Raw genomic sequence first — 20,755 nt, 5'->3', positions numbered from 1 at the left:
ATTTGTAACAGGCTAAAACATCCGCCTAACACTATTTAGCATAACCTGCTTTTTTAGGGTCATCAGGATAAGCAGACAATTCTGATAGATATCAACCTCCTTGCCCTGCCGCTGAAATTGCGCGACGATCGCTATATTGAAATGAGGAATCCCATGAACGCTTTCAGCCCTGCGCAGTTCCGCGCACAGTTTCCGGCCCTGGCCGATGCCGGTATTTATCTGGACAGCGCCGCCACCGCCCTTAAGCCCCAGGCGGTGATTGAGGCCACGCAGCAGTTCTACAGCCTGAGCGCCGGGAACGTGCATCGCAGCCAGTTTACCGAAGCGCAGCGTTTAACCGCGCGCTATGAAGCGGCACGCGATCAGGTCGCGCACCTGATCAATGCCGAAAGCGGGAAAAACATCGTCTGGACGCGCGGTACGACCGAGGCCATCAACATGGTGGCCCAGTGCTACGCGCGCCCGCTGCTTCAGCCGGGCGATGAGATCGTCGTTAGCGAGGCGGAACATCACGCCAACCTGGTACCGTGGCTGATGGTGGCCGAGCAAACGGGTGCACGCGTGGTGAAGCTTCCACTGGGTGCAGACCTTCTGCCCGATGTGGCCCGTCTCCCCGAGCTGATTACCTCCCGCAGCCGCATTCTGGCGCTCGGACAGATGTCGAACGTCACGGGGGGCTGCCCGGACCTGGCTCAGGCCATTCGCATAGCCCATGCCAGCGGGATGGTGGTAATGGTCGACGGCGCGCAGGGCGTGGTGCACTTCCCTGCTGATGTGCAGGCGCTGGATATCGACTTCTATGCCTTCTCAGGACATAAGCTCTACGGACCAACCGGTATAGGGGCGTTATATGGCAAGCCAGATCTGCTGGCAAAAATGACGCCGTGGCTCGGTGGCGGCAAAATGATTACCGAAGTGTCGTTCGATGGCTTCAACACTCAGGACATTCCCTATCGTCTGGAAGCCGGTACGCCGAACGTGGCGGGGGTGATTGGCTTAAGCGCGGCGCTGGAGTGGCTGGCAGAAACAGACATCGTTCAGGCTGAAAGCTGGAGCCGGGGACTGGCGACGCTGGCAGAGGAAGAACTCAAAAAGCGCCCGGGTTTCCGTTCGTTCCGCGTTCAGGACTCCAGCCTGCTCGCCTTTGATTTTGCGGGCGTTCATCATAGCGACATGGTGACGCTGCTGGCCGGATATGGCATTGCCCTGCGTGCCGGACAGCACTGCGCCCAGCCGCTGCTGGCGGCGCTCGGCGTTAACGGTACGCTGCGCGCCTCGTTTGCGCCGTATAATACCCAAAGCGATGTCGACGCGCTGGTTGCCGCCGTTGACCGCGCCCTTGAAATACTGGTGGATTAATGACTAGCGCTGCTTTAGCCGGACATCCGTTTGGCACGGTCATCACAGAAGAGACCTTAAAACAGACCTTCGCCCCGCTCCAGCAGTGGGAAGATAAATATCGTCAGCTGATCCTGCTGGGTAAACAGCTCCCTGCGCTTTCAGACGATCTCAAAACGCAGGCGAAAGAGATCGCAGGCTGTGAAAACCGCGTCTGGCTGGGCGTGAGCGTCTCCGGCGAGAAGCTGCACTTCTTCGGCGACAGCGAAGGCCGCATTGTCCGGGGCCTGCTGGCCGTATTGTTAACCGCTGTGGAAGGGAAAAGCGCGGCGGAACTGCTGGCACATTCGCCGCTGGCGTTATTTGATGAGCTTGGACTGCGCGCGCAGCTCAGCGCCTCGCGCGGTCAGGGGTTGATCGCGCTCAGCGACGCGGTACTGGATGCCGCACGTCAGGCTCAGGCCTGACGTTCCGCCTTCGCCATCATTTTCTTAAGGGCGTGAGACACCGCCACAAAGCCGAAGGAGGCGGTCACCATGGTGGCCGCGCCAAAGCCTGAGGCACAATCCATTCTCTTTGGCCCTTCCGCTGTGCTTTTCATCGCACACACGGAACCGTCCGCCTGCGGGTAGACCAGCGCTTCGGTCGAGAACACGCAGTCGACGCCCAGCTTGCCTTTGCTGTTCTTCACCACGTTAAAGTCGCTCTTCAGGCGCTCACGCAGCTTGGCAGCCAGCGGATCTTGGATCGTTTTCGCCAGATCGGCCACCTGGATCTGCGTCGGATCGATTTGCCCGCCCGCGCCGCCCGTCGTGACCAGCGGCACCTTGTAGCGGCGGCAGTATGCGATCAGCGCCGCTTTTGGCCGTACGCTGTCGATGGCGTCAATCACATAGCTGTAGCCTTTACTCATATACTCCGCGACGTTATCTGCCGTCACAAAGTCGTCGATCACCGTCACGCGGCACTCCGGGTTGATCAAGCGGATACGCTCCGCCATGACCTCAGATTTTGCCAGGCCGACGCTATCACGCAGAGCGTGAATTTGACGGTTGGTGTTGGTGACGCACACGTCATCCATGTCAATCAGCGTGATTGCGCCAATACCGGTTCTCGCCAGCGCTTCTGCCACCCACGATCCCACACCACCAATGCCCACGACGCAGACATGCGCATCCGCAAACAGCTGCAGGGCTTTTTCACCATATAAACGTGCCGTCCCGCCAAAACGCTGGCGCCAGGCGTCGCTGATTACCACAGACATAAAACCTCAGATGTAAAAAGGGTGAGGTTTTCCTCACCCTGAACAGTAATCCGTATTGCGCTCAGAATACCACAATCAGCCGCTGAATACGTTTCCGGCACCCGGCGCCGCCTTCAGTACCCACACGCGTCCGTAGTGGTTATACCAGCCCGCGCGGTGGCCAGCGTCAGGGCCAATGCCCTGATAGATATCGAAGTGCTGGCCTTTGATCGCCCCGCCGACGTCCAGCGCCACCATCAGACGCAGCTCATACTGGCCGTTGAACTTGCCGTTGTTGTCCAGCAGAGGAACTTCAGCCAGCAGCGTGGTACCTGCAGGAATAATCGAGCGATCCGATGCTACCGACGCGCGGCCAATCAGCGGAACGGCACTCGCCCCTTTCACCGGGGCGAAGTTTTGCGGTTTGAAGAAGACGAACGACGGGTTCTGCTCCAGCAGCTCACGCACCTCGGCTTCGCTGTGTTTCTCGCCCCACTCGCGGATCGCCTGCATCGACATGTCTTCTTTCTTCACTTCGCCACGGTCGATCAGCACCTTGCCAATACTGCGATAGGCGTGGCCGTTTTTACCGGAATAGCTAAAGAAGTTAAGCGGTGAACCGTCGCCAAAATCAATGTAACCGCTGCCCTGAACGTCCATGATGAAGTTATCCATCAGGGAGTTGCTGTAGGCCAGAACGTAGTTTTCGCTCAGCGCACCGGCGTAGATCTCAGCGCGAGACGGCAGACGACCGCGTTTTGGCGGCATACGGTAGATAGGATACTGGAACTCGCCCTGACGCGAGTGTCGTGCCTGGATAACCGGGGTGTAATAGCCGGTAAACTGAACGTTGCCGTAGTTATCAGCCCCTTCCATCTGCCAGGCGTCGATACCAAACTGGCGCATGTTGCGCGTATCGCCGCCTGCTTTCAGCCAGTCCTGGACCGCGTTATACACGCTACTCTGGGTGCCATACAGACGGGGCGACGCGTTGCGGATCTGGTAGACCTGCTCGGAGAAATCACCGGCATTAATCGGTGCGCCGACCGCATCAGGCTGATTAACTAAAGAGAAAGGCTGGGATAACTTCCCGTCTTTATACTGTTGACCGCGATCGGTCGGTTTGGAAGAACAGGCCGCAAGAATTGCTACCATTGCGCCCGCCATCAGATACTTCGCCCAACGTCCTTTCATTATATCTCGTCTTTAAGTTGCCCATTTCCGCGTGATGAAGATAACAAACCGCCAGGGCTAATGAAATGCGATCGCATGCCCTTTGGCAAATTTTGCGCAAAAAATAGTCCAAACAACGCCATGTCGTTCAATTTGCATACAAAATCATGATAAATGTGAAAAAGGGGTTGCATCACAAACCTATCCGAGTATAGTGCGCATCCACGGACGCGGGGTGGAGCAGCCTGGTAGCTCGTCGGGCTCATAACCCGAAGGTCGTCGGTTCAAATCCGGCCCCCGCAACCAATTAAAATTTGATGAAGTACCTTCTACGACTGTAGAAAGACGGACGCGGGGTGGAGCAGCCTGGTAGCTCGTCGGGCTCATAACCCGAAGGTCGTCGGTTCAAATCCGGCCCCCGCAACCAATCAAATTTGAAGAAGTAAGCTTCTACAAGAGTAGAAAGACGGACGCGGGGTGGAGCAGCCTGGTAGCTCGTCGGGCTCATAACCCGAAGGTCGTCGGTTCAAATCCGGCCCCCGCAACCAACACTTCTAAAACAATAAACACCCTTAAGGGTGTTTTTTTGTATCTGTCGTTTGTGAATTTGCCGGGCGTGAACCCGGCCAAAAGATCTACCCGCGCCGCGCCAGCGTCGCCCCGTCAGAGAAATACGCACGAATCCCTGCCAGAATCGACTCCGCAACCTCCTGCTGGAATTTTGCCGTCTTGAGCTTACGCTCCTCTTCCACGTTACTGATAAACGCGGTTTCTACCAGAATGGACGGGATATCCGGCGCCTTGAGTACCGCAAACCCGGCCTGTTCAACGCTGTTTTTATGCAGCTTATTGATGTTGCCCAGCTTGCCCAGTACCGCTTTACCAAACTTCAGGCTGTCGTTAATGGTCAGCGACTGCACCATATCGAACATGGTGTGGTCGACGTAGCGATCGCCGCTTTTGCCCACGCCACCAATTAAGTCAGAGGCGTTCTGGGTGTCCGCAAGGTATCTCGCGGCGGTACTGGTCGCGCCTTTGGTCGAGAGCGCAAACACCGACGAGCCGCTTGGCTGACGGCTGGTAAACGCATCCGCATGGATCGACACGAACAAATCGGCGCGCTGCTTCTGCGCTTTTGCGACGCGCACTTTCAGCGGAATAAAGACGTCTTCATTGCGCGTCATATAGGCGCGCATATTGCCTTCTTTATCAATCAACGCTTTCAGGCGGCGCGCAATTTGCAGCACCACGTCTTTTTCACGCGTACGGTATTTCCCCACCGCGCCAGAGTCTTCGCCACCGTGGCCTGGATCGAGCATGATCACAATCGGACGATCGCGCCCTGCTTTCCCCGGCTGCGGACCGCTTTGCGCAGGGGGCACCTGACGCTCCAAATCGCCCTTGTTGTAATCCTCCAGCAGGGCAAGAAGCGGATCCTGAATATCCGTCGCATTGGCCGGGTAGAGATCCATCACCAGGCGCTCTTTGAAGGTCGCAACAGGCGCCAGGGCAAACAGCTGCGGCTTAACGTTCTGCTTCAGTTCAAACACCATGCGCACGGTTTGCGGATCGAACTGCCCGACGCGCGCCGATTTAATAAACGGATCGTCACCGCGGATCTGCGCCGCCATTCCTTTCAGCACGGAGTTGAGGTTAACGCCTTCGAGATCCACCACCACACGCTCCGGGTTGCTGAGGGCAAATTGCTTATATTTCAGCACGCGATTGGATTCGACCGTCACGCGCGTATAGGTCGACGATGGCCAGACGCGCACCGCCACGACCTGGCTGGTGGCGGCAAGACCGACCTGACTGACGCTAAGCAACCACATTGCCCCGGCCCCTTTTAACAAACGGCGGCGGCTTATTGCTGAATTGGATCCCGACATGCTTCTCCCGAGCAAGAACACTGACTGATATACAAAATGTCCAGATTGACCGAAAACTTTAACGAATGACGCATAAACTGTCATCTATAAAAGGGTAAACAATCATACGCTAACGCACGGATTACTTACCAATTTCTGTGGGTCGCGGAAAATTTGCGCTTGCACACGCGGCCACAATCGAATAAAAATACAGAAATTACGAATAAACATTCATTAAGGGTTGTGCCATGGTGAAGGAACGTAGAACCGAACTGGTCCAGGGATTCCGCCATTCTGTTCCCTATATCAACGCCCATCGGGGAAAAACGTTTGTCATCATGCTTGGCGGCGAAGCCATTGAGCATGAAAATTTTTCCAGCATCGTCAATGACATTGGCCTGCTGCACAGCCTGGGGATCCGCCTGGTGGTGGTGTATGGCGCGCGTCCACAGATCGACGCCAACCTGGCCGCTCACCACCACGAGCCGATTTACCACAAACATACCCGCGTCACCGATGCCAAAACCCTTGAGCTGGTGAAACAGGCGGCGGGTCTGCTGCAGCTGGATATTACCGCTCGCCTGTCCATGAGCCTGAACAACACGCCGCTGCAGGGGGCGCATATCAACGTCGTGAGCGGCAACTTTATCATTGCCCAGCCGCTTGGCGTGGACGATGGCGTGGATTACTGTCACAGCGGTCGTATTCGTCGTATTGATGAAGAAGCCATTCATCGCCAGCTGGACAGCGGTGCCATCGTGCTGATGGGCCCGGTCGCCGTTTCCGTGACCGGCGAAAGCTTTAACCTGACGTCTGAAGAGATTGCCACGCAGCTGGCGATCAAGCTGAAGGCGGAAAAAATGATTGGGTTCTGCTCCTCCCAGGGCGTGGTGAACGATGAAGGAACAATCGTGCCGGAACTCTTCCCGAACGAAGCCCAGGCCCGCGTGGAGGCGCTGGAAGCCGAAGGCGATTACCACTCCGGCACCGTCCGCTTCCTGCGTGGCGCCGTGAAGGCCTGCCGCAGCGGTGTGCGCCGCAGCCACCTGATCAGCTATCAGGAAGACGGCGCCCTGCTGCAGGAGCTTTTCTCCCGCGACGGTATTGGTACACAGATTGTGATGGAGAGTGCGGAGCAGATCCGCCGCGCCACCATCAACGATATCGGCGGCATTCTGGAACTGATCCGCCCGCTGGAACAGCAGGGTATTCTGGTGCGTCGCTCACGCGAACAGCTGGAGATGGAGATCGACAAATTCACCATTATTCAGCGCGATAACCTGACCATCGCCTGCGCCGCGCTCTATCCGTTCCCGGAAGAGAAGATCGGTGAAATGGCCTGCGTGGCGGTGCATCCTGATTACCGCAGCTCTTCTCGCGGTGAAATGCTGCTTGAGCGCGTGGCGGCACAGGCGCGCCAGATGGGGCTGAGCAAGCTGTTCGTCCTGACGACGCGCAGCATTCACTGGTTCCAGGAGCGCGGGTTTACGCCGGTGGATATCGATTCTCTGCCGGAGACGAAGAAAGAGATGTACAACTATCAGCGCCGCTCAAAAGTACTGATGGCTGACCTGGGATAATACGACGCCCTCACCGTCCGGCGAGGGCTTTCGTTCAGAGGGACTCAAATATCGCGCCCAGCCCGCTTCGACGTTCCGTACGGGTGGCAATCGCCTGCACCAGCACGCGTTCATCGGTATAGAGCGACAGGCGCTGACGTGCGCGCGTTATGGCGGTATAGATCAGCTCTCGGGTAATAACGGGGGAAAGCTGCGTGGGCAGGATCAGCGCCGCGTGGTTAAATTCGGAGCCCTGGGATTTATGCACCGTCATCGCCCAGGCGGTTTCATGCTCGGGCAAACGGCTGGGCTGGAAGGACTTCACGCTCCCGTCCGGCATCTGGAACCAGACGCGCAGTCCCTGACCGCAGTCGAGCGCAATCCCGATATCCCCGTTAAACAATCCCAGCGCGCTGTCGTTGCGGGAGATCATCACCGGTCGCCCTTCATACCAGCGCGAGTGCGGGGTACGGTTAATTTTGCGTTTTTGCGCCAGCAGCTGTTCCAGCCTGTCGTTAAGACCCCGGACACCAAAGGGGCCTTCCCTCAGCGCACAGAGCAACTGATATTCGCCAAACGCGGCAATGACCTGCTCCGGCGTACTTTGCTGTTGTACGTCCGTCAGAAAGCGCTGGTACCCCTGCAGGGCGTCGTCAAGCATCGCCTGATACTCTTCCGCGCTTTGCAGCGATTTTTTCTCAATATCCTTAAAGGTTCCGTCAAATACCGCCGTGGTGGCGCGCCGGTCGCCCCGGTTCACCGCTGCCGCAAGCTGGCCGATGCCGGAGTCGCTGCCGAAACGGTAGCTTTTTTGCAGCAGACACAGGCTGTCGCGAAGCGCCCCTGCTAGCGAATGGTTTTCAGAGGTGAGCGAGCATCCGGTGAGACGGGCTAACTCCTGAGCGCGTTCAGCGGTATATCCCAGGCTGGCATAGGTGCAGATATCACCCAGTACCGCCCCCGCCTCCACGGAGGCAAGCTGGTCACGATCGCCGAGGAAAATGACGCGCGCGTGCGGCGGTAGCGCATCGATCAAACGCGACATCATCGTCAGGTCAATCATTGAGGCTTCATCCACCACCAGCACGTCAAGGTGCAGCGGATTACCGGCATGATAGCGCAGACGCTGGCTACCCGGCTGTGCACCAAGCAAACGGTGCAGCGTGCTGGCCTCATTGGGGAAAAGCGCAAGCTGCTCCCCGGTTAGCGGCAGCTTTTGCAGCGCGCCGCCTAACGATTCCGTCAGACGTGCCGCCGCTTTACCGGTGGGGGCCGCCAGGCGAATACGGCACTTTTGCTCACCCGATAACTGAATCAACGCGGCAAGCAGTTTTGCCACGGTGGTCGTTTTCCCGGTACCCGGGCCGCCAGAAATCACCGAGATCCGTCGCGTTAAGGCCACGGCAGCCGCCACTTTCTGCCAGTCTGTCTCGTCGTCAGAGGTGAACAGCGTATCCAGCGTTTGCCGCAGCCGCGTTTCATCGCAGGGAAGCGGGGCGTTGGTCTCGCTGAAAAAGCGCGCTACCGTCAGTTCGTTACGCCAGAGCCGGTTAAGATACAAACGCTCGCCGACAAGGATCATCGGCGTCCCGGTATCGGCTCCGCTCACGGCAGGCGAGCCGAGTAGTATCTCCTGCCAGTCCACTGCGTCACCCAGCAGCGCGAAGCACGCCTGTAAAACCGGAGGCATCTTCTCATCCACCGCCAGACGCGACAGCGGCAGACACACGTGCCCCTCCCCCGCGTCTTTGCTCAGAATGGCGGCGGCAAGCATGACGGCAGGCTCCTCACCTGCCACCATCATGGCGAACTGCACATCCAGGTGGCGCAGTAATCGTTGTTCAACCGCGTCCAGCAGTAGCGCCTGCATCGTCATGCCACCTCCTCCGTGCCTGCAGCAAACAGGTTATCCATTTTTTCAATCAGTTCCGCAGCCGGACGCGTGCTAAAGACGCCGGAACGCGGGTCGTTAGCATCCACGCCGCGCAGGAACAGGTAAATTACGCCGCCAAAATGCGCTTCGTAGCGGTAATCAGCCATGCGATGGCGCAGGTAACGGTGCAGCGCCAGGGTATAAAGCTGGTACTGCAGATCGTAGCGATGCATCTGCATGGCCGCGGCCATCGCGTCTTGCGTGTAGGCTTCGCTGCTTTCACCCAGCCAGTTCGATTTGTAATCCAGCAGGTAGTAGCGTCCTTCGTGGCGGAAAACCAGGTCGATAAAACCTTTGAGCATCCCCTGCACCTGGCGGAAGTTCAGCGGCGGGCACCCGGCGGATAACGGATCGTACTCGCGGATCACCGCATCAAGTGCCTCTGCCCTGAGCGGACTGGCGATGGGGAGATAAAACTCCATCTCCACCTGCTTATCTTTGGTAGTCAACTGGCTAAGCGAGATCCCCTGCGCGGTGAGCGGAGCATGCAGAACCGCGCGGATCCAGTCGGTGAGAACCGGCTGCCAATGCGCGTCGTAACCACCACTCTGTAACATCTTCAGCACCCACTCTTCGGAAACCGGCTGGGTAAAATCCAGCTCTTCAAACAGGCTGTGCAAAAACGTGCCTGGAGAAGCGCCGCGCGGGAACTGGTGCGGCGTGAGCACCGGCTCAGCGGGTACGCTACCGGCCCCCGCGGCATCCACGTCCAGTTTTGGCATCAGATCCTGAGCGATACTCTGCCCGTGCTGTTGTAAACCGGAGTAGCTGGTGACGCGCCAGTCGTCGGCTATCGTACGCACAACCTGGCGGGCATGGAGCGCTGAATCACGCAGCTCCGGCATCTGCCAGCGGCTGTTGTCGGGCAGCGAAGGAATATGCAGGGCAACATGCTCAGTGCAAAGGGATTCGATGCACTGACGCAGGCCTGCCGCGTCTTTGGGTTCACCCTGCTGAATAAGCCGCCCCAGCGCGCTCAGATGAAAATCGCTCTCCCCGCTTTTTTCGCCACGGCGACGGAACAGAGGCGCAACGCCCAGGCTACAGTGCCAGATCGAACGGGTCAGCGCCACGTAGAGCAGGCGCAAATCTTCCGCCAGACGTTCAGCCTCTGCCAGCTCAACGCTGGACTCCGCGTTGCTGAGATCGAGCACCGCCTCAAAAGACTCGCGATCGTGGTAAAAGGCCTGATCCTGCACGCGGTAATTGGCAATAAACGGCAGCCAGACCAGCGGATATTCCAGGCCTTTCGATTTGTGAATGGTGACGATCTGCACCAGATGTTTATCGCTCTCAAGGCGCATCTGCTGGCTGGACGAATTGCTGTTCGGATCGGCAATCTGCTGCGCCAGCCAGCGCACCAGAGCGTGCTCGCTCTCCAGCTGCGTACCCGCTTCCTGCAACAGTTCGCTGATATGTAAAATATCGGTCAAACGGCGCTCGCCGCCTGCTGTCGCCAGCATATTCTCCGCAATGTGGCGCTGCGCCATGAGCTCGCGCACCATTGCCATTACCCCGCGCTTCTGCCATTTTTCGCGGTAGCGAACAAACTCTTCGACCACGGCATCCCATGCGGCTTCGTCATTGTTGAGCGCATCAATATCCCGCGCATTCAGCCCGAGCATCGCGCTCGCCAGTGCGCTGCGCAGCGTGCTTTCCCGCTCCGGGGCCAGCACGGCCTGCAGCAGCCATAGCATCTCCTGCGCTTCCAGCGTTTCAAAGACGCTGTCGCGGTTTGAGAGGTAGACGGAGGGGATATTCAGTAACGTCAGGGCGTCGCGGATGAGCGCGGCCTCCTGACGGCTACGCACCAGTACCGTAATATCCGATGCCTTTACCGGAGTGGGTTTATCCCCCTTCCACAGCAGCGCGTCATCGCGCGCGCCCGCACTGAGCCAGTCACGGATTTGCGCGGCACAGTGCTGGGCCATGGCATTTTGATAGTCGGCAACGCCGCAGCCTTCCCCATCCAGCAGCCAGAAGTTCATGGCAGGCTGCGTCTCGCCGTTGAACTCGAAGCGCAACGAGGCATTTTTCTCGGCAAACTTTACCGGCTGAAACGGGATCTCCCGGAACATAAACGCCGTATCCATGCGGCTGAAGAGCCCGTTGACGCTTTCCACCATGCCGGGAGAGGAGCGCCAGTTGGTATCGAGCGTGTAGTGCGCGTCAACCTCACTGCGGGCTTTCATGTAGGTGAAAATATCCGCACCACGGAAGGCGTAGATAGCCTGTTTCGGATCGCCGATTAGCAGCAGCGCGGTGTCGGGCTGCTGGCGCCAGATACGGCGGAAAATGCGGTACTGCTGCGGGTCGGTATCCTGAAATTCGTCGATCATCGCCACCGGGAAACGGGTGCGGATCGCGGCGGCAAGCGCTTCACCGTTTTCACTGCACAGCGCCGCATCGAGGCGGCTCAGCATATCGTCGAAACCCAGTTCACCCCGGCGGCGTTTCTCACGCGCGACGGCTTCGCGAATTTCCGTCATGGCGCGGGCAATCATCAGATCGTTGAGCGTTAAGGGCTCCGCCAGCAGGGATTCAATCGCCACAAACAGGGGATGCTCAGGGACAATGCCGTCGGCTTTGGTCCGCTCAACCAGGAAACGTTGGGAGAATTTCTCCAGCGCGTCCGGGAGCTGGTAGCCTCGCGTCTCTTCCTGCGCCCAGGCGCCGATCTTGTCGATCCATTTCCCCTGATTGCCACGGTTAAACTTGCGTCGATCAATCCCGGAATTTTCGATGATTGCGTCAATCTCGCCAACGGACTCAAGCCATTTTTGCTTGATGTCGGCAATCTGCGCGATGATTTTTTCATGCCGTGAGGCCAGCGTTTCATCTGCCGGCGGCGGGGATTTGATGACTGGCGCTTCCCCCTGCAGATAACGATCGATAGCGCGCAGCAGCGCCTCCGGGCCCTTCCACAACGCGTGTACGGCTTCGGCGATATCGCGCGGTAACGGGTAGCAATGGCGACGCCAGAAATCCGCGCAGGCCTGATAGCGAAGCACGGATTCATCTTCAATAAGCTGCTGTTCGAACAGCATGCCGGATTCAAACGCATTCAGGCTCAGCATGCGCTGGCAAAAACCGTGAATGGTGAAGACGGACGCTTCATCCATCTGCCGTTCGGCGAGGAGCAGCCACTGTGCTGCCTGTTGCTTATCGGCAATCTCTTCCAGAAGGCTCGCGTAGAGAGGGTTATCCGTGCTCTGACGCAGACAGGCGATGCGCAGCTCGTGGATATTGGTACGAATACGGCCCCGCAGCTCAGCGGTAGCAGCCTCGGTGAAGGTCACCACCAGCAGCTCTTCCACGCTCAAAGGGCGTGGAAAAGCGGCGTTGCCGCCAAGCCCCAGCAGCAGACGCAGATAGAGGGCGGCGATGGTGAAGGTTTTTCCCGTTCCCGCTGAGGCTTCAATCAATCGTTCACCCTGCAGAGGTAAACGTAAGGGATCAAGGGTCTCAGCGGTATCGGTCATTCTTTCTTACTCCAGGGCATAGATTGCTGCAGCGCGCTGACGCTTTTCCAGACTTTCCAGCCTTTCGGGTTCACGTACTCCGTTTTCCCGTTCTGGCTACCGGAAACCTGGGACAGGATGGTGATACCCTGCGGCTTAATGACCGCCTGATGGAAGAAGTCGGCAACCTTCTGCGGCGTCAGCTGTTTTATCTCGGCCACTACTTTATCACGCGAATCAAAATTCAGATTACCGCGATCGAAATCTTTGCTCAGCTGCGAGGCTTCTTCACCCAGCGTCTGCGGCGGCTGCATTACCTGCGCGATGACGGCCTGCTGGATCTGAGCAAACTCTTCCGGCTTCATCGCGCGCAGCTTTGCTTCCACCTGCGGGAAGAAGGCCTGGTAACGCTGCCAGAGATACGCCGGCTGTTTGTCGCTGCTTTGCAGCAGGAAGCCCAGCCCCCACTGTCGGCCGACGTTCATGGAGAAGGCAAATACCGCGTAGCCAAGCTGCTCTTCTGTGCGTAACTGGTTATAGAACCACGGCTGAATAATTTGTCCCAGCACGGCGCTCTGCGCTGAGCTGGCGAATTCATCATACCCCGTTGGCACAAAGACCGCGGCCAGCGCGGAATCCGTGCTGTTACCCGTCTTTTCAAAAATCACATTCTGCTTTTTCTCAACCAGCACGTCCTGGTTGCGGCACCACTCGTCGCCTTTCGAACCGAGCTGAGTGCGCACATTCTCCGCCAGGGTTTTGGCCTGCTCCTCACTCATGTTGCCGACGATCAGGAACTCCGGACGCGTGTTGGTTTTCAGCGCGTCACGGTACGCCAGCACGTCTTTTAAGGAGATCGAAGGCAACAGCGCGCGGCGGTCTTCTCGCTGGAAATAAGGAACCTGCGACAGCATTTGCGCCGGCATAAGCGCCAGATCGTAAGCTTTGCCCTTCTCGGCAGAATCCATCATCTGGGCGTACCACGATTTGGCCTGCTCAAGCTGCTCTTCCGTCGGCGTGTAGCTGAAATACCCTTCCAGCAGTGCCTGGAACAGCTGAGGCAAACGCTGGGTATAGCCGTTTGCATTGAGCATCAAACCGTTGTTGGCGTTGGTGGAGAAGCTGATGCCGCCCACGGCCGCCTGGTTGCTGAGCTGATCGAGCGCAATCCCGGCGAGATAGTCATTGAGCGCGAACATCACCTGATTTTTGGCGCTGTTCATCGCTTTCGGGTTACGCAGCACCACGCTGACATCGGCCTTTGGCTCGCTGGCGAAATAGCGGCTTGGGGTATACACGACGCGCAGCGTCGGTTCGTCAATGATGAGTTCCGGATGCGGGTAATCTTTCGTCGTTTTGATCAGCGAGAAGTCATCCGGAATATAGGGGTTCAGCTCCGGCAGCTTCAACGCAATCTCCCCGGCCTTTTTCTGCCAGTCGGCGAAGGTCTGAGCGCTGATTTTATCCACCTGATAAGGGGCATCGACAAAGTACGCCGTCTTGTTATGCGGTTCGTTCGGGCTGATGTACCAGATGCGGGCATTCTCCGGCGTCATCATCGCCAGGCGAGCTTTTACCGCCCCGGCATCGTACCGGTCGGCAATATTCACCGCATCGAGGGTATGTTCCACCGGCACGCGGATCATGGTATCCGCCAGCCACTCAACGTAATCCATGTCGCGGGTGATGGACGGGTAGCGGAAATCGAGATCCAGCACGTGGGCAAGTTCATCAAAATAGCGCTTATCGACGCCTTTCTCGCGCAGTAAAGCGAGGTAGCTGAAGATCGCCGCCACGACTTCATCACGGTTGGCCTGTCCTTTGTCGGTCAGGGTGGCGGAGATCGCCAGCACGCCGCTATTGCCGTTCACAACCGGATCGGAGTCGGCGCGAATACCTTCCACCAGCCCCTGTTTTTGCAGCCAGTCAGACAGCGTACCCGGGCTACGGTTACCTATCAGGTAGGTGACCAGCTCATCGGTTTTACTGCGAAACTGTGCGGTGTTGTTATCGATGCGGAATTCCACGCGCAGCACTTTGCGCGGCAGCGCCGGCACGTAGTGGATAACGAGGCCTTTTTGCGCGTCCGTAACCACCGGGACGTTTATTTGCGGCAGGTCGATATTTTTATTCGGCACCCGTCCAAACGTTTTAGCCGCCATGTCTGCCAGTTCTGGCAACGGTTTATTGCTGTAGATGACCGCTTTCATCAGGTTGGCGGAGTAGTATTTATCGCGAAACGCGTGCAGGGCATCCAGCACCGGGCTGTTCGGTTTGTCGCTTAACGTCTCAAGGTTACCGCCGGAGAAACGCGAACCCGGGTGTGCAGGGTTGATGGTTTCGGCACTGACCTGGGCCATGCGCATACCGTCTCGCGTACGGGCCATGGTCAGCTCGGCATTCACCGCATTGCGTTCACGATCGGCATATTTTTTATCCAGCAAGGGCGCGGCGATGGAATCAGCAAGGCGATCGACCGCCCCTTCCAGCGCATCATTTTCGACTTCAAGATAAAAGGCCGTGCGGTACGGTGCCGTGCTGGCATTGTGGCTGCCGCCATGCATTTTCAGAAATTCGGACAGGCTATCTGGCTGCGGGTATTTTTTTGACCCCATCAGCGTCATATGTTCCAGATAGTGTGCAAGCCCAGGATGAGCGTCAGGATCTTCCAGCGATCCAACCGGCACCACTAATGCCGAAAGGGATTTCACCGCCTGCGGATCGGAGACCAGCAGTACGGTCATGCCGTTATCAAGACGAATAGCCTGATATTGACGGGTATCTTTTTCGCTTTTACGAATAGTTTCCTGAACGGGTTGCCAACCGGAGTCTGCCTGAGTGACGGGTACCCAGAGGGCGAAAAACAAAACAAACGCTTTAAACAAGGTGCTACCTCTTTATCACGGCTACATCATTAACACATTGCGCGCTGGACACGCCAACATCTCTTTATTGGGTACATCAGTCCGTGATAAGAAGTGCATCATAAATGAACACCTCATGCTGCGCAATTTTTATACAGCACTCAGGACTGATTAAATTTAAACAACGGCAGCAGGTAGCGCTGCGCCTCTTCCGTGATAGCCTCGAAGTACTCTGGCTCAAGGGTTCGCCATAAGCGCTGATACCAGACATCTTCACCTTCGCCACGCACCATCATGTTACCTTCATAGGCCTGCATAAATTTACTGCGTGCTTTCTGCAGCGAAGCCTCATCCGTTAACATCGCATCATTCTGCGCGTCATAACAGGCTTTTATCCACGCCCCGCCACTTTCCGGCAGTAACAGGAGCGGTTTGTTCATTCCCTGACGGTAGCCCTCAATGTACAAAGAGAGATGACCTAACGCCTGCTCGGCTTCCATCGGCGGGAAGCGCCATTCCCCCTCTTTGCGCACGAAAATCCGGCTTTCGCCTTTATGCCCACCCGCACTGTAGACAAGATGTTCCAGCCAGAGTTGCAATCCCTGCGAAACGCTCAGCATTGAGGGCCGCCAGCGCAGCAGCCCGTCCGGCTGAACCTGGGTTAACCAGCCCGTGAGCTGTACCCCGTTGCAGTTGAGATCGATTTCAATACTTTTCCCCGGCTGTCGGCACGCTCTCACGCGCTCCGCCAGAGCGGTCATCTCCTGACACTGCGCCTCCCAGACAATTTCCCCGAACGCGCCGTAGGGCAGCTGACCCGCAGCGCGGTAGCGGCGGTAAAGCTTGTCCGCATCTTCCTCTTCAACCAGCGCATTCAGCAGCTGCAGGTTTAACTGGTAGCGTTCCAGACCTTCCAGCGTAAACGGCTCTGCCTCAGGAATTTCGCTCTCTTCAGAGCGGAAGTTGACCTGCAGTCGTTGCTGGAAGAAGGCGCGCACCGGATGCGCCCAAAACCGCTGAAGCTGTTCGAAGGTCAGAGTGTCGATTGGGCGCGGATCAAGTTCCTGAATGAAATCGGTATGCGCACTTCCCTCTTTTTTCGCCGCCGGTAGCCACTCCTGTGCATAGCTCTGGAGCTCGCTGGCTGTGTAGTTCACCGGGTCAAACGGCATGCGGCTGTGGAAACAGGTGATATGGGCTTTCACCCTCTGCTCGCTTTCATCGCAGTTGCGCGCTTCATCTCCCGGCAGGTAGTGGCTCTGGCCGATATAGTCCACCAGCTCCTGCACCAGTACAGAGGGGAAACGCTCGCTGTTGTCCTGAATGGAACGACCGATATAGCTGATATAGAGCTTACTCTGAGCGGAAATAAGCGCTTCAAGGAAGAGGTAGCGGTCATCATCACGGCGGCTACGATCGCCCCGTTTTGGGTTTGCGCTCATCAAGTCGAACCCCAGCGGCGGCAGCGCGCGCGGATACACACCGTCGTTCATGCCAAGCAGGCAGACCACCCTGAACGGGATAGAGCGCATGGGCATCAGGGTACAAATATTGACAGGACCCGCCAGGAAACGCTGGCTGATTCGCTCCTGGTCAAGCCGCTGCGTCAGCTCATCCCGCAGCAGCGACAGCGGGATGGCCTCCTGATAGTGGGAATTCACGCCTTCGTCGATGATTGCCTGCCACTGGGTTTCAATCAGCGCCATGGCCGCTTCGGTGTCACTGTCTGGCAGGAAGAAATCATTAAGCAACGCCCTGCAAACCGGGAGCCATTCTTCAAGTGGACGCGGCTGCAACAGCGCATATCGCCAGCGGTTAAGCTGCATTAATAGCGACGCTAAATGCCCCACCAGTTCAGCAATTAACCCGCTGGACTCATCGTAAGGCAGCACCTCATTCCACTCGCCCTGGCTGCTCTCCATGGCGTAGCCCAGCAGCATACGCGTCAGACCAAATCTCCAGGTGTGCTGCCCGGTTGGGGGAAGCTCGAATTCCTGAACGTTATCGTCATCGATCCCCCAGCGAACGCCAGACTCATTCACCCACTGACGAAGGTAGCGCAGGCCCTCTTCATTGATGTTGAAGCGTGCAGCCAGCACGGGAACATCCAGCAATGCCAGGACATCTTCGGAGATAAACCGGCTATCCGGCAGTGACAGAAGAGTGATAAACGCCTGCAATACCGGATGCGACTGACGGGCACGACGGTCAGAGATAGCGTAAGGCAGGTATCGCTCGCCCGTCGCGCTGCCAAAGACGGCCTGAATAAAGGGACTGTAGCTGTCGATATCCGCCACCATCACCACGATATCGCGTGGCGTCAGATCGGGGTCCTCCTGCAGCATCGCCAGCAGTTGATCGTGAAGCACTTCGACCTCACGCTGCGGGCTGTGGCAAACGTGGATCGTGACGCTGCGATCGTCAGGATCCAGTTTTCGCTTATTATCGCTGCGTTCGAACTCGTTCGCCGTCACGCCCATGACGGCACGGTTTTCCAGATCCAGGATATCTAACTGAATATTATGCAGCAGGCTGTCCGGGGCGATCTCAACAAAGGCATCCACGTCACCTTCCCCTGAGGAAGTGATGTCTGAAAGCATATGAATGTAGTCACGTCCCAGCTTCCCCCATGAGGCAAGCAGCGGATTGGGCAGGTTCTGGATACCGTCTTCATCGAAAAGCTGCCCGGCAGTCGAGCCATCTTTAAACAGCGGGACGGCACGTTCTTCAAAAAGGCGCTTTCTTTGGCGGCTCACCAGCCGGGCAAGCCAGCGTTCGTCGAGGATATCCCCCCAGTATTGTCGGCATGGGTTGGTAAACAAAATATGGATATCAATATGCTTACCCAGCGCATTCAACGCCTTTAGATAGACAGGGGGTAATGCGGATATTCCGCAGATAAAAACACGTGACGGAAGTCGGGCCGGGCGCTCCGACGCATTTTCAAGTATCGAGATAAACCGCTCGTAGAGATTGGCACGGTGCCACTTAGGCTGGCCCAGTTTCTCCGTATGCTCTACCAGCGCTTTCCACAGCGGGGCCTGCCATATTTGCGCCTCCGGCAGGCCTTCAACCAACTCGCCCGCTTCCCAACGAATTAACCAGTCAGAACGGTAAACAAGGTATTGGTCATAAAGATCGGCGGTGCGCGATGCCAGCTGGAACAGCTTGCGCTTGTCGGTATCGTCATTGAGGTAGTGACGCAGCATGGCGAATTCATCACGCTGCAGCATGTCCGGCAGCAGCGCCATCAGCTTCCAGCTCATGGCCTGCTTGTTGAAGGCGCTCTGCTCGGGGATGTCCGGCAACACGCGAACAAACATCTCCCAGATAAAGCTCGCGGGCAGCGGGAAATCAATATTCGCGGCTATGCCAAATTTACGGGAAAGCGACATTTGCAGCCACTGTGCCATACCGGTGCTCTGCACCAGCACCATTTCGGGCTCAAAAGGATCGTCAAGCCGCTCGCGCTCAACGATAAATTCCATCAGTGCTTCCAGCACATCCAGACGATTTGAGTGGTAGACCCTTAACATAGACGCTCCCGACTACTGGCTAACCGGGCAATGCAGACGCGTTATCTCACCGCGCCGCCCCAGAGGAGAAATTAGTGTAACCGTGATGCTGACACATCCTGCGAGCGTTGTCTGCCCCCGACTGGCCTGCCAGCCTGCGGGGAGAACATTTGTTGAGAGCTGAGACTGATTCCAGGCATGGTGCCAGAGCTGGCGATACTGGTTAAACACGCTAAACCGCGCCGCCAGCGCCCGGTGATAACCCGACAGAGCCGTCACGACGATCACCAGCAGCATCATCGCCAGCAGGACCTCCACCATGCTAAACCCTTTTTCTCGGCTCACGGCAGCTGACATAACGCGCTCTCCTTTAGTGGACAAAAATCACTCCAGCCGTGAGGCGAAAAGCGAATTTTCCCGTCGACAATCTCTCCTGCGCGCCAGAGCAGCAGGTCACTGTCTCCGGCAATCAGCAGCACACGCGCCTCACTCAGCTGGCGCAAACAGACTCGCCACGCCGATGTCTTTTTGCACTGAACCTGCAGCTCTGATGACCAGCCCTGAACCCGTCCCCACTCAAGCGCGGACTGTACCGTCGCCTGCTGCTGAAGCGAGCGGCTCTCGCCGCCAACGAGCGCGCTAAATGTTGTCAGCTGCTGATTGAGACCCGACAGGATCAGGGTACCGAGCACCAGTAAAAGCAGAACCAGGGCCAGTGAAGACATTCCGCGTTGACGATTCACAGGTTGTACCCCGTGACCGTATACAACGCCTGCCAGGGCTCCCCCTGCCCGCCTTTACGCATCGCGGCCAGTTCGATATTTAGCTCTGGCGCAAAACCGGCATGTTCAACTTTGCTCACCACAAAGCGCGTGATTACCAGCCTGTCCGGGTCCGTGAGCTTTTCCCATCCTTTTCCTTCACACGACGTCGCCCCACGCTGGGTTTCCAGCGCGCCGGATTCCAGACGAAAACCGGTGCTGTCATTTTCTGATGCGCTGCTATCCCAGTTGCCGTTACTGTTGGCATCCCAGCGTACAATGACGCAGCCTCCAAGCCTCGCGGTCACCAGCGCCTGTCCCTGACAGTTTCCCGCACAGTACCCCGCACGCTGAAGCTGTTTGCCCAGGGCAAACAGGTGTTGCCAGACCTCTTCCTCCAGCTCTCTCTGGCCGGATTGCAGTAAGACTGCCCGCTGCAAGCCGGGTAAAAAACGCGACGCGCTTATCAGCAAAAGGCTGCTCATCGCCGTGGCAATCAGCACTTCAGTCAGTGAGAAACCGCGCTGCCTCATCAACATGAACCTCCCTCAGAGACCTGACACATCCTGATGCGTCCTCCATTTGAGACAATAATCAGCCATGCTCCGGCACGGCTTTGAACGCGTATCCGCCCTGCCCACGCTGTATCCCTTAATCCATAAAACCCCAGCGACGGCGTGACCTCACTGACCTCGACCTCAGGCCAGGGCGGAATCAGCACAAAGGGACTCTCCTTCTTACAGCCCTGCACGGCAGAGCTCACCAGACAGTCCCCACCTCCCACCCGCTGAAGGGTAATAAGATGGTCGCTGTTGTGCCGGTTGGCATGGTTGCGCAGAAACAGCAGGTAATCTCGCACCTGACTGGCGGTTTGCCACAGCCGCTGCTGTCGTTGCCAGCTGTCCCAGCCGTACAGACCTGAGGCGCTGAGGATAACGACAAGCGAAACGGCGACAAGCGTTTCGATAAACGTAAAACCGTTCTCTTTTTTCATACCGGGAGTGTGGCGAAGCGCCGTGAAGATGACGAGAGACGGATCC

The 20,755-nt window shown here is 57.4% G+C and carries 14 protein-coding genes and 3 tRNA genes; 6 read left to right on the top strand and 11 right to left on the bottom strand.

The features are described 5' to 3' along the window. Nucleotides 1-153 precede the first annotated feature (153 nt). Together csdA and csdE are read left to right on the top strand one after the other, a co-directional pair. Nucleotides 154-1,359 (top strand): cysteine desulfurase CsdA, encoded by a 1,206-nt coding sequence (csdA, locus tag AC0TN7_RS14435; RefSeq protein ID WP_024909283.1) that lies wholly within the window; start codon nucleotides 154-156, stop codon nucleotides 1,357-1,359. Continuing rightward, complete coding sequence (gene csdE / locus AC0TN7_RS14430; protein ID WP_024909284.1) at nucleotides 1,359-1,805, top strand: cysteine desulfurase sulfur acceptor subunit CsdE; 447 nt, start codon at nucleotides 1,359-1,361, stop codon at nucleotides 1,803-1,805. Before csdA ends, csdE begins: the two co-directional genes overlap by 1 nt. Here csdE and tcdA read toward each other — a convergent pair. Next, nucleotides 1,796-2,602, bottom strand: coding sequence for a tRNA cyclic N6-threonylcarbamoyladenosine(37) synthase TcdA (gene tcdA, locus AC0TN7_RS14425; RefSeq protein ID WP_024909285.1), 807 nt, complete (start codon nucleotides 2,600-2,602; stop codon nucleotides 1,796-1,798). The two genes, csdE and tcdA, sit on opposite strands and share 10 nt — an antisense overlap. Before the next feature lie 75 nt (nucleotides 2,603-2,677). Then, a complete protein-coding gene (mltA, locus tag AC0TN7_RS14420) occupies nucleotides 2,678-3,775 on the bottom strand; it encodes a murein transglycosylase A (RefSeq protein ID WP_023309035.1) in 1,098 nt (365 codons plus the stop codon). A gap of 208 nt (nucleotides 3,776-3,983) precedes the next feature. Between mltA and AC0TN7_RS14415 the strand changes: the two genes are divergently transcribed. The 3 genes from AC0TN7_RS14415 (at nucleotide 3,984) to AC0TN7_RS14405 (ending at nucleotide 4,302) form a co-directional block, all read left to right on the top strand. Continuing rightward, nucleotides 3,984-4,060 (top strand) — tRNA-Met (locus tag AC0TN7_RS14415). Between the two features lie 44 nt (nucleotides 4,061-4,104). Next, nucleotides 4,105-4,181, top strand: a tRNA-Met gene (locus AC0TN7_RS14410). Between the two features lie 44 nt (nucleotides 4,182-4,225). Further along, nucleotides 4,226-4,302, top strand: a tRNA-Met gene (locus AC0TN7_RS14405). 87 nt (nucleotides 4,303-4,389) lie between these two features. Here AC0TN7_RS14405 and amiC read toward each other — a convergent pair. Next, entirely contained in the window at nucleotides 4,390-5,643 is a 1,254-nt protein-coding gene (gene amiC, locus AC0TN7_RS14400) for an N-acetylmuramoyl-L-alanine amidase AmiC (RefSeq protein WP_032648118.1), read from the bottom strand. A 227-nt stretch (nucleotides 5,644-5,870) separates the two neighbouring features. Between amiC and argA the strand changes: the two genes are divergently transcribed. Then, on the top strand, nucleotides 5,871-7,202 hold the full coding sequence (gene argA, locus AC0TN7_RS14395; protein ID WP_008499655.1) for an amino-acid N-acetyltransferase: 1,332 nt from the start codon (nucleotides 5,871-5,873) through the stop codon (nucleotides 7,200-7,202). Nucleotides 7,203-7,236: 34 nt separating this feature from the next. Here the strand turns inward: argA and recD are convergent, their stop codons facing one another. The 8 genes from recD to AC0TN7_RS14355 all read right to left on the bottom strand — a co-directional run bounded on the left by recD (nucleotide 7,237) and on the right by AC0TN7_RS14355 (nucleotide 20,709). Next, nucleotides 7,237-9,057, bottom strand: a complete 1,821-nt coding sequence (recD, locus tag AC0TN7_RS14390; RefSeq protein WP_248165691.1) for an exodeoxyribonuclease V subunit alpha — start codon at nucleotides 9,055-9,057, stop codon at nucleotides 7,237-7,239. Continuing rightward, a complete protein-coding gene (recB, locus tag AC0TN7_RS14385; RefSeq protein WP_267217343.1) occupies nucleotides 9,054-12,596 on the bottom strand; it encodes an exodeoxyribonuclease V subunit beta in 3,543 nt (1,180 codons plus the stop codon). The genes recD and recB overlap by 4 nt, the downstream gene beginning before the upstream one ends. Then, the gene (gene ptrA / locus AC0TN7_RS14380; protein WP_463727283.1) at nucleotides 12,593-15,460 is read right to left on the bottom strand and encodes a pitrilysin; all 2,868 of its coding nucleotides are present in this window, start codon (nucleotides 15,458-15,460) and stop codon (nucleotides 12,593-12,595) included. Before ptrA ends, recB begins: the two co-directional genes overlap by 4 nt. A 140-nt stretch (nucleotides 15,461-15,600) precedes the next feature. Beyond that, nucleotides 15,601-18,975 carry an exodeoxyribonuclease V subunit gamma gene (recC, locus tag AC0TN7_RS14375; protein ID WP_267217339.1) on the bottom strand — a complete coding sequence of 1,125 codons (3,375 nt, stop codon included), beginning with the start codon at nucleotides 18,973-18,975 and terminating at the stop codon, nucleotides 15,601-15,603. Between the two features lie 12 nt (nucleotides 18,976-18,987). Further along, complete coding sequence (locus tag AC0TN7_RS14370; RefSeq protein ID WP_024909292.1) at nucleotides 18,988-19,311, bottom strand: prepilin-type N-terminal cleavage/methylation domain-containing protein; 324 nt, start codon at nucleotides 19,309-19,311, stop codon at nucleotides 18,988-18,990. Continuing rightward, a complete protein-coding gene (locus AC0TN7_RS14365) occupies nucleotides 19,296-19,697 on the bottom strand; it encodes a DUF2509 family protein (RefSeq protein WP_157189679.1) in 402 nt (133 codons plus the stop codon). The genes AC0TN7_RS14370 and AC0TN7_RS14365 overlap by 16 nt, the downstream gene beginning before the upstream one ends. Then, nucleotides 19,694-20,254 (bottom strand): prepilin peptidase-dependent protein, encoded by a 561-nt coding sequence (locus tag AC0TN7_RS14360; RefSeq protein ID WP_290095210.1) that lies wholly within the window; start codon nucleotides 20,252-20,254, stop codon nucleotides 19,694-19,696. The genes AC0TN7_RS14365 and AC0TN7_RS14360 overlap by 4 nt, the downstream gene beginning before the upstream one ends. After that, the gene (locus AC0TN7_RS14355; protein ID WP_267217335.1) at nucleotides 20,248-20,709 is read right to left on the bottom strand and encodes a prepilin peptidase-dependent protein; all 462 of its coding nucleotides are present in this window, start codon (nucleotides 20,707-20,709) and stop codon (nucleotides 20,248-20,250) included. The genes AC0TN7_RS14360 and AC0TN7_RS14355 overlap by 7 nt, the downstream gene beginning before the upstream one ends. Nucleotides 20,710-20,755: the final 46 nt, after the last annotated feature.

This window comes from Enterobacter sp. PL_is511 (genome assembly GCF_055816065.1).
Note: the sequence above shows the minus strand (reverse complement) of the source record. Positions and strands in the feature narration are given on the sequence as shown.